This is a genomic window from Micromonospora desertarenae (assembly GCF_056150265.1).
The window spans coordinates 118,335-131,749 of record NZ_JAXCFQ010000005.1 but is presented as its reverse complement, the minus strand read 5'-3'; the positions used below and the strand labels follow the sequence as shown (position 1 = coordinate 131,749).

Below are 13,415 nucleotides of genomic sequence, written 5' to 3'. Positions count from 1 at the left end.
GAGGTCTGTCATGGCACCCCGTCCCACCCCCGCCGACAAGTTCTCCTTCGGCCTCTGGACGGTGGGCTGGCAGGCCCGCGACCCGTTCGGTGACGCCACCCGGCCGGCGCTCGACCCGGTCGAGGCGGTGCACCGGCTCGCCGAGCTCGGCGCGTACGGGATCACCTTCCACGACGACGACCTGGTGCCGTTCGGCGTCGACGGGGCCGCCCGCGACCAGCACATCACCCGGTTCCGCAAGGCCCTGGACGAGACCGGCCTGGTGGTGCCGATGGTGACCACCAACCTGTTCAACCACCCCGTCTTCAAGGACGGCGGCTTCACCAGCAACGACCGCGAGGTGCGCCGCTACGCGCTGCGCAAGGTGCTGCGCAACGTCGACCTCGCCGCCGAGCTGGGCGCCAAGACGTTCGTCATGTGGGGCGGCCGGGAGGGCTCCGAGTACGACGTGGCCAAGGACGTCCGGGCCGCGCTGGACCGCTACCGCGAGGCGGTCGACCTGCTCACCCAGTACGTGATCGACCGCGGCTACGACCTGCGCTTCGCGCTGGAGCCCAAGCCGAACGAGCCGCGCGGCGACATCCTGCTGCCCACCGTCGGGCACGCGCTCGCCTTCATCTCCACCCTGGCCCACCCGGAGCTGGTCGGCCTCAACCCCGAGGTCGGGCACGAGCAGATGGCCGGGCTCAACTTCGCCCACGGCATCGCCCAGGCGCTCTGGCAGGGCAAGCTGTTCCACATCGACCTCAACGGCCAGCGTGGCGTCAAGTACGACCAGGACCTGGTCTTCGGTCACGGCGACCTGCTCAACGCGTTCGCCCTGGTCGACCTGCTGGAGCACGGCGGCCCGGGCGGCGCGCCCGCCTACGAGGGCCCGCGGCACTTCGACTACAAGCCGTCGCGCACCGAGGACGTCACCGGCGTCTGGGCCTCGGCCGAGGCCAACATGCGCACCTACCTGCTGCTCAAGGAGCGGGCCGCGGCGTTCCGCGCCGACCCGGAGGTGGCCGAGGCGCTGGCCGCCGCGAAGGTGGGCGAGCTGAGCACCCCCACGCTCGCCCCCGGCGAGACGTACGCCGACCTGCTCGCCGACCGCTCCGCGTTCGAGGAGCTGGACGTCGACGCGGTGGCCGCCCGGGGCTTCGGCTTCGTCCGGCTCAACCAGCTCGCCGTCGAGCACCTGCTCGGCGCCCGCTGAGGCGGCCGGCGGTGACCCTCGTCGCCGGGGTGGACTCCTCCACCCAGTCCTGCAAGGTGGTCGTCCGGGACGCGGAGACCGGCGCGCTGCTGCGGCAGGGCCGGGCGCCGCACCCGGACGGCACCGAGGTCGACCCCGAGGCGTGGTGGCGCGCCCTCGGCGCGGCCGTCGAGGCGGCCGGCGGGCTGGCCGACGTCGCGGCCGTCTCGGTCGGCGGCCAGCAGCACGGCATGGTCGCCCTCGACGAGGCGGGCCGGACGGTCCGGCCGGCCCTGCTGTGGAACGACACCCGTTCCGCCGAGGCCGCCGCCGAGCTGGTCGAGGAGGCCGGCGGCGACGAGGCGGGCCGGCGGTTCTGGGCCGACGCGGTGGGCAGCGTGCCGGTGGCCAGCTTCACCGTCACCAAGCTGCGCTGGCTGGCCCGGCACGAGCCGGCGCAGGCCGCCCAGGTGGCGGCGGTCTGCCTGCCGCACGACTGGCTGACCTGGCGGCTGGCCGGCGCCGCCGGGCTGGACGCGCTGCGCACCGACCGGGGCGACGCCAGCGGCACCGGCTACTGGTCCCCGGCCACCGGCGACTACCGGCTCGACCTGCTGGAGCGGGCCTTCGGCCGGCGGCTGCACGTGCCGACCGTGCTCGGGCCGGCGGAGCCGGCGGGGGTCCTGCACCCGGCGGCGTTCCGGGCGGCGCCGGCGATCTCGTCCGGCGAGCCGTCCGGGCTGCCGTGGCCGCCCGGACCCGGCCGGGCGTGGACCGGCGACGGTCCGCTGCTCGGCCCCGGCACCGGCGACAACGCCGCCGCCGCGCTCGGCGTCGGGGCCGGCCCCGGCGACGTGGTGGTCTCGATCGGCACCTCCGGCACGGTGTTCAGCGTGGCCGACGCCCCGGCCGCCGACGGCACCGGAATCGTCGCCGGCTTCGCCGACGCGACCGGCCGGTACCTGCCGCTGGTCTGCACGCTCAACGCGGCCCGGGTGCTCGACGCCGCGGCCGCGATGCTCCGGGTGGGCCTGGACGAGCTCGCCGAACTGGCGCTCTCCGCCCCGGCCGGCGCCGACGGGCTGGTCATGGTGCCCTACCTGGAGGGCGAGCGGACGCCGAACCGGCCGCTGGCCACCGGCGCGGTGCACGGGCTGACCCTGCGCACCTCCACCCCGGCCCACCTGGCCCGGGCGGCCGTCGAGGGCATGCTCTGCGCCCTCGCCGACGGCCTGGACGCCATCGTGGCGCAGGGCGTCACCCCGCGTCGGGTGATCCTCGTGGGCGGTGGTGCCCGGTCGGCCGCGGTGCGCCGGATCGCGCCGCAGGTCTTCGGCTGCCCGGTGGTGGTGCCCCCGCCGGGCGAGTACGTGGCTGACGGCGCGGCCCGCCAGGCCGCCTGGGTCGCCCTGGGCGGCCCGGTGGCGCCCGAGTGGGCGGTAGAGGGCACCGAGGTGTACGAGGCCGAGCCGGTCCCCGCCGTCCGCGAACGGTACGCGGCCGCCCGGGAGCACGTCGTCGAGCGCTGACCGGTCGCCGGTGACCGGGGGAGCCTCTCCCGGTCGCCGGTGGCCGGTAAACCGCTGTACGCGCGCTCCGCCGGTTGGCGATGATCATCGACGTGCCTGCCTCGCCCGAACCGCCCGCAGCCCCGGCCGGCGTCGCCCCGCTGCCGGTGATGCAGTACGACGACGTCGACAGTCCCACCGACGTGGTGGACGCTCTGCTGCTCGCCGACTTCGTCAGCGGGCGGCATCCCTGGGCGCGCACCGCGCGGCTGGCCAAGCTCCGCCCCGGAGCGGAACTGGTGCCGCAGCGGGCCCGCCTGATCCGGACGGCCATCGAACGTCACAAGGTCGCGCGCCTCGCCAGCGGCGACGGGTGGACGGTGCGGGTGGTGAGCTGGCGGGGGCGGGGCGCGGAGGTGACAGTCACCGCTGTCGACGCCGAGACCGGAGCGAGCGTGCTGGACGAGATCGTCCGGGGCGGCGCGGAACCGGTCGGGGCCGGCACGGTGCCGATCGGCTTCTGGCACGCCGACCAGCGGCGCGGCGCACGGCGGGACAGCCGGCGGATCAAGGCGCCGACCTGGACGTCCATCCGGTCGAACTACACCGCCGGGGCCCGGGCCGAGCTGACCCGGCTGATGGAGCTGACCCCGGACGACGTGGCGGGCCGGCTGGTGCTGCTCCACGGGCCGCCCGGCACCGGCAAGACCACCGCGTTGCGGGCGCTGGCCCAGCAGTGGCGGGCGTGGTGCCAGGTCGACTGCGTCCTCGATCCGGAGGAGCTGTTCGCCGACCCGGCGTACCTGTCGGAGGTCGCGGTCGGCGAGTCGGAGGACGAGGACGAGCACGACGGCCCGGAGCGGCGGTGGCGGCTGCTGATCCTGGAGGACTGCGACGAGCTGATCCGGGGCGAGGCCCGGCAGACCGCCGGGCAGGCGTTGTCCCGGCTGCTCAACCTGACCGACGGGTTGCTGGGCCAGGGCCGCAACGTGCTGGTCGCGATCACCACCAACGAGGACCTGTCCCGGCTGCACCCCGCGGTCGTCCGGCCCGGCCGGTGCCTGGCCCGGATCGAGGTGGGCCCGCTGTCGTACGCCGAGGCGACCAGCTGGCTGGGCGACGCGGCCGGGGCGCCGGCCGGCGGCGCCACCCTCGCCGAGCTGTACGCGCACCGGGCCGGCGCGCCGGTCGTCGCGGAGCCGCCGGTGCTCGTCGGTGGCTACCTGTGAGCCGGCCCAGCCCGCCCGCGTGCCTTCACCCGCTCGTGATCTGATCCTGGTTGGCTGCCGCACATGACCTTGACCAGCGGTGGGCCGACGCGGGCCCGGGGCGGTACGGCCGCGCACCGGTTCTACAGCGTGGTGGTCTTCGTGCTGCTCGCCTCGCTGGACAACGTGGCGATCGGCCTGGTGCCCCCGCTGTACGGGTCGATCGCCGAGGCCTTCGAGGTGCCGCAGCGGTTGCTCGGCCTGGTCACCGCGGCGAGCTTCCTGACCAGCGCGGTGGCCGCGGTGGCCTGGGCGTACGTCGGCGACCGCGGCAACCGCAAGCCGCTGCTCATGATCGGCACGCTGATCTGGGCGCTGGGCACCGGCGGCAGCGCGGTCGCCGGCAACTACCCGGCCTTCCTGGCCGCGCAACTGCTCGCCGCGGTCGGTCTCGGCGCGGTCGGCTCGGTCGGCTTCTCGGTGGTCACCGACCTGATCTCGCCCCGCCGCCGGGGCCTGGTGATGAGCTTCTGGGGGCTGTCGCAGGGCGTCGGCACGCTGGCCGGCACGCTGGTCGGCGGGCTGCTCGGGGCCGCCGACTGGCGGCGGCCGTTCCTGGTGCTGACCGTGGTGGGGTTGGTCGCCACCGCGGCGTACCTGTTCACCTACGACATCCCGCGCGGCGAGAGCCAGCCGGAGCTGGCCGACGCGCTGGCCACCGGCGCCGAGTACGACTACCGGATCAGCCGGGCCGACCTGCCCCGGATCCTGGACCGGCGGACCAACCGCTGGCTGGTCCTGCAGGGCCTCACCGCGCAGGCGGCCTTCGGCTCGCTGGTCTGGCTGCCGGTGCTCTTCTCCGAACGGGCCGAGGCGCAGGGCTACTCCGAGTCGACGGCGGTGGTGGTGGGCAGCGTCTTCGCCACCCTGTTCCAGCTCGGCGGGGTGTTCTCCATCGTCGGCGGGCTGGCCGGCGACGCGCTGCACCGCCGTACGCCCCGGGGCCGGGCCCTGGTCGCGGCGATCGGCATCCTCGCGGCGCTGCCGTTCTACCTGGTGCTCTTCTTCGTGCCGATCCGCATCGAGGTGCCCGACGGCGCCGCCAACGGCGCGGTGGTGCGGGCGGTGCTGGCCAGCGTGTTCACCGAGCCGACCGTCGGGCTGAGCCTGCTCACCGCGGTGCTGGCGCTAGCGCTGACCTCGGCCAACTCGCCGAACTGGTTCGCGCTGATCGCCGACGTCAACCCGCCCGAGCACCGGGGCACCGTCTACAGCCTCGGCAACCTGGTCAACGGGGTGGGCCGGGCGGGCGGCAACTTCCTGGTGGGCGTGGCCTTCCAGGGGTTGCGGGGGGCGTTTCCGCCGCCGCTGAACTACGCCGTCGGGCTGGCCGCGTTCCAGCTCTTCTTCATCCCGACCGGGATCATGTACTGGCTGGCGTCCCGCACCTCGCCGAAGGACATCACCGAGGTGCACGACCTGCTCACCGCGCGCGCCGACCGGCTGTGAGCGGCGGCCGGCCCGGTCCGTCCGTCACGTCGGTCGCCGCGGGCCGGGGGCCGCCGGCGTCCGCGCCGCCCGTGGTCGCCACGCCCCGCGGAGCCGATGCCGTCGACGACGCACGTGGTGAATCGTCAACGACATCAGCTCCACGGGGAGCACCCGGTCCGAGCGGCCGGGACGCCGGTCAGTCGCGGACCCAGACCGTGACGTCGGTGGGGACCGCGCCGTCCTCGGTCAGCGGCGCGCTGGCGAGCACCAGCTCGCCGCCGGCCGGCAGCGGCACCGGGGCGTCGCCGAAGTTGGTCAGCACCCTCAGCCCGGCGATGCGGAAGGAGAGCACCTCGTCGCCGGAGGCGAGCCAGCTCAGGGTGCCCCGGCCCAGGCCGTGCGCGCGCCGCAGCCGCAGCGCCGAGCGGTACAGCTCGTAGGTGGAGCCGCCGACGCCGCGCTGGCGGTCCAGCGCGTACTCGGCCCAGCTCGGCGGCTGCGGCAGCCAACTGGCGTCGGTCGGCCCGAAGCCGTACGACGGGGCGTCGGCCTCCCACGGGATCGGCACCCGGCAGCCGTCCCGACCGCGCTGGGTGTGCCGGCTGCGCTCCCAGGTCGGGTCCTGCCGGGCCTCGTCGGGCATCGTGGTGTGCTCCGGCAGCCCCAGCTCCTCGCCCTGGTAGAGGTACGCCGAACCGGGCAGGGCGAGCATCAGCAGGGTGGCCGCCCGGGCCCGGCGCAGGCCGAGCGCGGCGTCCGGTTGCGGGTCGCCGATGCCGATGCCGTTCGGCCGGGGCGCGCCGACCGGCAGGCCGAGCCGGGAGGCGTGCCGCACCACGTCGTGGTTGGAGAGCACCCAGGTGGTCGGGGCGCCCACCGAGTCGGTGGCCTCCAGCGACCGGGTGATGACCGCGTACTGGGCCGGCGCGGTCCAGGCGGCGAGCAGGTACTCGAAGTTGAACGCCTGGTGCATCTCGTCCGGGCGGACGTAGCGGGCCAGCCGCTCGGCCGGCTCGACCCAGGCCTCGGCGACCAGGATCCGCCCGCCCGGGTAGGCGTCCAGCACCCGGCGCCAGTCCCGGTAGATCTCGTGCACGCCGTCCTGGTCCCACATCGGCGGCCGCGGCTTGTCGATCTCGTTGCCGGAGAGGATCTCCTGGGGCTCCTGCCAGTCCGCCAGGTCGGCCTGCTTGACCAGCCCGTGCGCCACGTCGACCCGGAAGCCGTCCACCCCGCGGTCCAGCCAGAACCGCAGCACGTCCAGGAACTCGGCGCGCACCTCCGGGTTGTCCCAGTTCAGGTCCGGCTGCCCGGTGTCGAACAGGTGCAGGTACCACTGGCCGGGGCGGCCGTCGGCCTCGGTGACCCGGGTCCAGGCCGGCCCGCCGAAGACGCTCTGCCAGTCGTTCGGCGGCTGGTCGCCGTCCGGCCCGAGGCCGTCGCGGAAGACGTACCGGTCGCGCTCCGGGCTGCCCGGCCCGGCCGCCAGCGCGGCGGCGAACCAGTGGTGCGCCGACGAGGTGTGGTTGGGCACCAGGTCGACGATCACCCGCAGCCCCCGGGCGTGCGCCTCGGCGATCAGCTTGTCCGCGTCGGCGAGCGTGCCGAAGAGCGCGTCCACGTCCCGGTAGTCGGCCACGTCGTACCCGGCGTCGGCCTGCGGCGACGGGTAGAACGGCGACAGCCAGAGCGCGTCCACGCCCAGCTCGACCAGGTGGTCGAGGCGGGCGGTGATGCCCGGCAGGTCGCCGATCCCGTCCCCGTCCGAGTCGGCGAAGGAGCGCGGGTAGACCTGGTAGATGACGGCCTCGGTCCACCAGCCGGGGGTGGACGATTCCTGCTGCGTCGGGTTGCTGTTCAGGGCGTTCTCCTGTGCGTCGAGCCGGTCGTCGGTGCGGTGGACGCCCGCCGGGGCGGGACGGCTGCCGTTCAGTGTGCCCGGGGCGGGGCGGTCGATTCGCGCACGACCAGCCGAGTGGGCAGGATCACCGGGAATCCCGGCGGGCCGTCGCCGGTCGGGGCGGTGAGCGGATCGAGGACCGGGCCGCCGAGCGGGTCGAGCAGCAGCCGGGCGGCGAGCCGGGCCTGCTCCGCCGCGGGCTGCGCGATAGTGGTCAGCCCGAGCGCGCCGGCCAGGTCGTGGTCGTCGATGCCGACCACGCTCACGTCCTGCGGCACCCGTAGCCCGGCCTCGCGCAGCGCCGTCATGGCACCCATGGCCATCTCGTCGCAGGCCGCGAAGATCGCCGTGGGCGGGTCGCCCCGGCGCAGCAACTCCTCGGCGGCCCGGGTGCCGCCGTCGATGGTGAACTGCGACTCGACGTCCAGGCTCGGGTCCGGGCGCAGCCCGGCCGCCCGCAACGCCTCCTGGTAGCCCCGGCGCCGGTCCAGGTGGGTGGTGAAGGCGAGTTCGTCGTCGGGGTCGCCGGAGATGTGCGCGATCCGGCGGTGGCCGAGGTCGAGCAGGTGCCGGGTGGCGGTCCGCGCGGCGGCCACGTCGTCGATGCGGACGCACGGCCAGCCGGGCACGCCGGTGCCGGAGCTGACGATCACCCCGGGGAGGTCCAGCGCGGCGAGGGCGGTCAGGTCGGGGGCCCGCAGCGGGGTGGCGACCAGCATGATCCCGTCCACCCGCTTGTGCAGGTTGGCCGTCCGCAGCACCCGCTGGCGGATCCGCTCCCGCCCGCCGAGGTTGTAGAGCAGCAGGTCGTAGCCGGCCTGGTGGAGGAACTCCTCGACGGTCTCGACGACGACGCCGAAGAACCACCGGGTGATCCGGGGGACCACCACGGCGACGGTTCCGGTCCGGCCGCCGGCCAGCCGGGAGGCGCTGGGGGAGACGGCGTACTCCAGCTGCTCGGCGGCGGCCAGCACCCGGCGGCGGGTGGCCGCCGAGACCGTCGGCAGGCCCCGCAGCGCCCGCGAGACGGTGGCCGTGGAGACCCCGGCCAACCGGGCGACATCATCAATCTTCGTCACGGTTCCGCGCTCCCACCCCCCCGCCCGCCGCCGCCGGTCGCCCGGCGGCGGCGGAGCTGCGGGTCAGCCCTTGACGCTGCCGGCGAGCAGGCCTCGCACGAAGTAGCGCTGCAGGGAGAGGAACACCAGCAGCGGTACGACGATCGAGACGAACGCACCGGCGGTCAACCGCTGCCACTCGTTGCCCCGGGTGCCGGCCAGCTCGGCCAGCCGGACGGTGAGCGGGGCGGTCTCGTCGCCGCCACCGGCGAAGATCAGCGCGACCAGCAGGTCGTTCCAGACCCAGAGGAACTGGAAGATGCCGAACGCGGCCAGCGCCGGGGTGATCAGCGGCAGGACGATGGTGCGGAAGATCTTGGGGTGGGTGGCCCCGTCGACCCGGGCCGCCTCCATCAGGTCCCGCGGTAGCTGCGAGATGAAGTTGTGCAGCAGGAACACGGCGAACGGGAGCGCGAAGCAGGTGTGCGCGAACCACACCTGGGCGAACTTCTGCGCACCGTCGAGGTCCCAGGCCGGCAGCAGGGTCACCCCGGCCAGGGTCACCCCGTTGGAGAAGAAGCTGAGCAGCGGCACCAGGGCCATCTGCAGCGGCACGATCTGCATCGCGAAGATCGCGATGTAGACCCAGTCTCGGCCGCGGAAGTTGATCCACGCCAGCGCGTACGCGGCCAGGGCCGCGAAGGCGAGCGGGAACAGCACCGACGGGATGGTGATCGCCAGCGAGTTGATGAAGTAGCTGGCCAACTGCCCGGACGACGAGGACCGCCCGAACAGCACCTCCTGGTAGTTCTCCAGGGTGAACTGGGGGTTGGTGAAGAAGGTCCACCAGCCGGTGGTCTTGATCTGGTCCTCGGGCCGGAACGAGGAGATGAACAGGCCGAAGGTCGGGATGGTCCAGACCAGCGCGATGACGATCGAGACCAGGGTGGCGGTACGGCTGTTCAACCGCTTGCGTACCCGGGCGACCCGGGTCTTCGGCTGGTCGGTCGCCTGCGTGCCGGTGGCGAGCGTGGGCGTGGTGGTGGTCATCTCAGCCCTCCCGCTGCTGACGCAGGTTGCGGATCTGGTAGATCACGATCGGGATGACCAGGACGAAGAGGAAGACCGCCAGCGCGGAGCCCTGCCCGTTCTGGCCGTACCGGAACGCCTGGTTGTACATCTCGTTGGCGATCACGCTGGTGTCGTAGTTGCCGTTGGTGGAGGTCCGGACGATGTCGAAGACCTTCAGCGTGGCGATGGAGAGGGTGACCACCACGACGATCAGCGCCGGCCGGATGCTCGGCAGGGTGATCTGCCAGAACATCTGCCAGGGGCTGACCCCGTCGAGCCGGGCGGCCTCCACGATGTCCGCCGGGATCGCCTTGATCGCGGCGGAGAGCACCACCATGGCGAAACCGGCCTGGATCCACACCATGATCACGATCAGCAGCAGGGTGTTCAGCGGCGAGTCGAGCAGCCACTGCTTCGGCTCGCCACCCAGGCTGACCACGATCTGGTTGAGCAGGCCGATCTGCTCCTGCTCGTCGCCGCGGTAGGCGTAGACGAACTTCCAGATGATGCTGGCGCCGACGAACGAGATCGCCATCGGCATGAAGATGAGCGACTTCGCCAGCGCCTCGAACCGGGCCCGGTCCACCATGACCGCGTAGAGCAGGCCGATCGCGGTGGCCACCAGGGGCACCAGGAGCACCCAGACCAGGGTGTTCAGCAGCACCCGGACGATCGAGTTCTCGGTGAACATCCAGACGTAGTTGTCCAGGCCGACCCAGTTCTGGCTGTTGCCGTCCATGAACGACAGCAGCGTGGTGCGGATCGCCGGGACGACCAGGCCGACGATGAGCAGCAGCACCGTCGGCAGCAGGAAGAAGAGCGCGAAGAGGCCCTCACGGGGCTTGGTGCGCGCAGGGAGCGGGGCGCCGCTGGCCGAGGCGGCGATCAGCTGGGCCTCGCGGCGCCGGGCGAACCAGGACGGCACCACGTCGAGCAGCAGGAGCAGGCCACCGACCACCGCGACGAAGGCGACCAGTCCCCAGAGCAACATCATCAGCTTCGGCGACTCGTCGGCGAAGTCGAAGTTCATCAACCCTCCCAGGGGTGTCCGCGAAGCAGGCGGGCCGGCCCGCGGTAACGGGCCGGCCCACCGTCTCAGGTCACTTCGGCCAGGTGCTCTCGATGCCCTGGAGCACCGCCGCGGTGTCCTTGCCGTTCACCCAGTCGACCATGCCCTTCCAGAAGGTCCCGGCGCCGACCGCGGCCGGCATCAGGTCGGAACCGTCGAACCGGAAGACGGTGCTCTTGTCCTGGAGGATCTGGACGGAGAGCTTGTCGATCGGGTTGGCGACGTTGGCCAGGTCGAGCTTGTTGTTCGCCGACACCCAGTCGCCGATCTTGGCCCGGCTGTTCGCGTGCTCGCCGGAGGCGAGGTAGGTCTGCACCGCCTGCACCTCGGGGCGGTCGGCGAAGGCCGCGACGAACTCGCCGCCGCCCAGCACCGGCTTGCCCTTCGACGGGTCGATGGCCGGGAAGTAGAAGGCGAAGACGTCGCCGTCCTCGGCCACCTTGGTGCCCTCGGGCCACTGGTTGGCGTAGAACGACGCCTGCCGGTGCAGCGCGCACTTGCCGGTGGTGATCGGCACGCCGGCCTCCTGGAAGGAGGTGGTGGCGATGCTCTTCACGCCGCCGAAGCCGCCGTTGACGTACTTCTCGTTCTTGAGGATCTGGCCCGCCCGGTTCAGCGCCTCGGCGACCTTCGGGTCGTTGAACGGGATGCCGTGGGTGGTCCACTGGTCGTAGACCTCGGGGGTCTGCGTCCGCAGCATCAGGTCTTCGATCCAGTCGGTGGCCGGCCAGCCGGTCGCGTCACCGGACTCGATGCCGGCGCACCACGGCTTGGTGCCGCTCGCGGCGATCGTGTCGCTGAGCTTGATCAGGTCGTCCCAGCTGGTCGGGACGGTCCAGCCCTTCTCCTTGAACATCTTCGGCGAGTACCACACGAACGACTTGACGTTCGAGCCGAGCGGGGCGCCGTAGAAGGTGCCGTTCACGGTGGAGTACTTCAGCCAGTCGGCCGGGTAGTTCTGCTCGGCCATCGCCTTGGTGTCGGCGCCGGCCGGCTTGAGCTTGCCCTGGTCGGCGAAGCGCTTCAGCAGACCCGGCTGCGGGATGAAGGCCAGGTCGGGGGCGTTGCCACCGTCGACCCGGACGCCGAGCTGCGCCTCGAACTCACCGCTGCCCTCGTGGTCGATCTCGATCCCGGTGCACTCGGTGAACTGCTCCCAGGACTGCTCCAGGCGGTCGGCCTCGATGTCCCGGATCGACGAGTAGATCGTGACCTTCTTGCCCTCGTGGCCCTGGTACTTCTCGTATGCGGCACACTCCGCGGAGCCCGCGTTGCTGCTCTTGTCGTCGTCGCCGCCGGTGCCGCAGGCGGTGGCGCTGAGCGCCAGCCCCAGTACGCCGGCGATTACGAAGGCCTGGCGTGGTCTGGCAAAGACCGCCATGCCGTCCTCCTTCCTTGCCGGCGCGGCCACGGGCGTGACCTGGCGCCGGTCCGATGGGCGTCCCCACATGTAAGCGCTTGCATCTGGTCCGGTCCAGCCCCCGCCGGACACGACCGAGTAACAATCCGGAAACCCGCTCGCCTCCCGATGGGCGCGCTCCCATCCTGCATTTTCACCTCTTTCGATCGATGGCGATTTCTGTCAGGCTGGGGGCAGGTGATCGAAGGATTTCGACATTGGAGGTGCTGGATGGGTAAGCGGTGGTTCGGCCTGATCGCTGCCGGCCTGCTCGTGGTGGGGATCACCCTGCCGGCGGCCCCGGCGATGGCCGCCCCGACGTTCAAGGTCCCGTTCCCCTGCGGGCAGACCTGGTCCGGGCAGACCCGGACCAACCACAGCCCCGCGTACGCCGTCGACTTCAACCGCACCGACGACCTCGGCGACCCGGTGGTGGCGAGTGCCCCCGGCACCGTCGACCGGGTCACCGACCTCGGCGGGACGAGCTACGGCAAGTACGTGCGGATCAGCCACGCCGGCGGGTACCACACCTACTACGCCCACCTGAACGGCTTCAACGTCTCGGTCGGGCAGAGCGTCGGCTACGGCAAGGTGATCGGCTGGGTCGGCAGCACCGGTGGCTCCACCGGCCCGCACCTGCACTACGAGCAGCGGCTGAACGGCAGCGACATCCAGGTCCGCTTCAACGGGGCGCTGGCGCTCTACTGGGGCACCAAGAACTACACCAGTGACAACGGCTGCGGCAGCTCCACCGGCTCCGGCACGGTGAACACCAGCGGCACCGCGCTCACCGTGCGCTCCGGCCCGGGCACCGGCTACGCGGCGGTCGGCACCGTCGCCGACGGCGCCCAGGTGACGATCTACTGCCAGACCAGCGGCACCAGCGTCACCGGCACGTACGGCACCAGCACGATCTGGGACCGGATCGGCACCGACCGGTTCATCAGCGACGCCTACGTCTACACCGGCCACGACGGCTACATCCCGAACGTGCCGCGCTGCTGATCCCGGCGGCGGGATCCCGCGCCCGCGGGGTCCCGCCGCTCAGCTGTTCAGCCGCCAGATGGCGAAGTTGAGCGCGGCGGCGAAGGTGACCCAGGCCCAGTACGGCAGCAGCAGCACCGCGGCCGGCCGCCAGACCCGGTCGAAGAGCACGACCGTCACCCCGATGGCCAGCCAGAGCAGCACGATCTCGGCGAACGCCAGCCCGTACCGGCCGGCGCCGAAGAAGAGCGGGGTCCAGACCGCGTTCAGCACCAGCTGCACGGCCCAGGCGACGAGCGCCGCGCCGTTGCCGACCCGTCGCCAGACCAGCCAGCCGGCCAGCGCGATCAGCACGTACAGCAGGGTCCAGACCGGCCCGAAGAGCCACGACGGCGGCGCCCAGGCGGGCTGTTCGAGGGCGGCGTACTCCGCGCCGGTGCCGCGGACGCCCAGCCCGCCGATCGCCGCCGCGACGAAGACCGCCGCGGCGAACCCGAGCAGGGCCCACCACTGCCGGGTGCCGTGCCGGGCACGCTCCGATATCTCCATG

The 13,415-nt window shown here is 72.8% G+C and carries 11 protein-coding genes; 5 read left to right on the top strand and 6 right to left on the bottom strand.

The features are described from left to right. Positions 1 to 10 precede the first annotated feature (10 nt). The 4 genes from xylA (at position 11) to SM577_RS12255 (ending at position 5,402) form a co-directional block, all read left to right on the top strand. Entirely contained in the window at positions 11 to 1,198 is a 1,188-nt protein-coding gene (gene xylA / locus SM577_RS12270) for a xylose isomerase (protein ID WP_302919166.1), read from the top strand. A gap of 11 nt (positions 1,199 to 1,209) precedes the next feature. Then, complete coding sequence (locus tag SM577_RS12265) at positions 1,210 to 2,706, top strand: xylulokinase (protein ID WP_474586922.1); 1,497 nt, start codon at positions 1,210 to 1,212, stop codon at positions 2,704 to 2,706. Between the two features lie 92 nt (positions 2,707 to 2,798). Next, positions 2,799 to 3,914 (top strand): DUF5925 domain-containing protein, encoded by a 1,116-nt coding sequence (locus SM577_RS12260; RefSeq protein WP_474586921.1) that lies wholly within the window; start codon positions 2,799 to 2,801, stop codon positions 3,912 to 3,914. A gap of 63 nt (positions 3,915 to 3,977) precedes the next feature. After that, positions 3,978 to 5,402 (top strand): MFS transporter, encoded by a 1,425-nt coding sequence (locus SM577_RS12255; RefSeq protein WP_474586920.1) that lies wholly within the window; start codon positions 3,978 to 3,980, stop codon positions 5,400 to 5,402. A 178-nt stretch (positions 5,403 to 5,580) separates the two neighbouring features. Here SM577_RS12255 and SM577_RS12250 read toward each other — a convergent pair whose 3' ends face one another. The 5 genes from SM577_RS12250 to SM577_RS12230 form a co-directional block, all read right to left on the bottom strand. Continuing rightward, positions 5,581 to 7,245 (bottom strand): glycoside hydrolase family 13 protein, encoded by a 1,665-nt coding sequence (locus SM577_RS12250; protein ID WP_474587065.1) that lies wholly within the window; start codon positions 7,243 to 7,245, stop codon positions 5,581 to 5,583. A 68-nt stretch (positions 7,246 to 7,313) separates the two neighbouring features. Continuing rightward, positions 7,314 to 8,363 (bottom strand): LacI family DNA-binding transcriptional regulator, encoded by a 1,050-nt coding sequence (locus tag SM577_RS12245; protein ID WP_302919162.1) that lies wholly within the window; start codon positions 8,361 to 8,363, stop codon positions 7,314 to 7,316. Between the two features lie 63 nt (positions 8,364 to 8,426). Further along, positions 8,427 to 9,392: a carbohydrate ABC transporter permease gene (locus tag SM577_RS12240; RefSeq protein ID WP_302919161.1), complete on the bottom strand. Its 966-nt coding sequence runs from the start codon at positions 9,390 to 9,392 to the stop codon at positions 8,427 to 8,429. A 1-nt stretch (position 9,393) separates the two neighbouring features. Further along, positions 9,394 to 10,443: a carbohydrate ABC transporter permease gene (locus SM577_RS12235; RefSeq protein ID WP_474581958.1), complete on the bottom strand. Its 1,050-nt coding sequence runs from the start codon at positions 10,441 to 10,443 to the stop codon at positions 9,394 to 9,396. A 70-nt stretch (positions 10,444 to 10,513) separates the two neighbouring features. Continuing rightward, positions 10,514 to 11,863 (bottom strand): ABC transporter substrate-binding protein, encoded by a 1,350-nt coding sequence (locus tag SM577_RS12230; RefSeq protein ID WP_474581957.1) that lies wholly within the window; start codon positions 11,861 to 11,863, stop codon positions 10,514 to 10,516. 249 nt (positions 11,864 to 12,112) lie between these two features. On the opposite strand from SM577_RS12230, the gene SM577_RS12225 reads away from it, so the two are divergent. Further along, on the top strand, positions 12,113 to 12,886 hold the full coding sequence (locus SM577_RS12225; RefSeq protein WP_302919158.1) for a peptidoglycan DD-metalloendopeptidase family protein: 774 nt from the start codon (positions 12,113 to 12,115) through the stop codon (positions 12,884 to 12,886). Between the two features lie 39 nt (positions 12,887 to 12,925). Here the strand turns inward: SM577_RS12225 and SM577_RS12220 are convergent, their stop codons facing one another. Then, positions 12,926 to 13,414 carry a TspO/MBR family protein gene (locus tag SM577_RS12220; protein WP_474581956.1) on the bottom strand — a complete coding sequence of 163 codons (489 nt, stop codon included), beginning with the start codon at positions 13,412 to 13,414 and terminating at the stop codon, positions 12,926 to 12,928. Position 13,415: the final 1 nt, after the last annotated feature.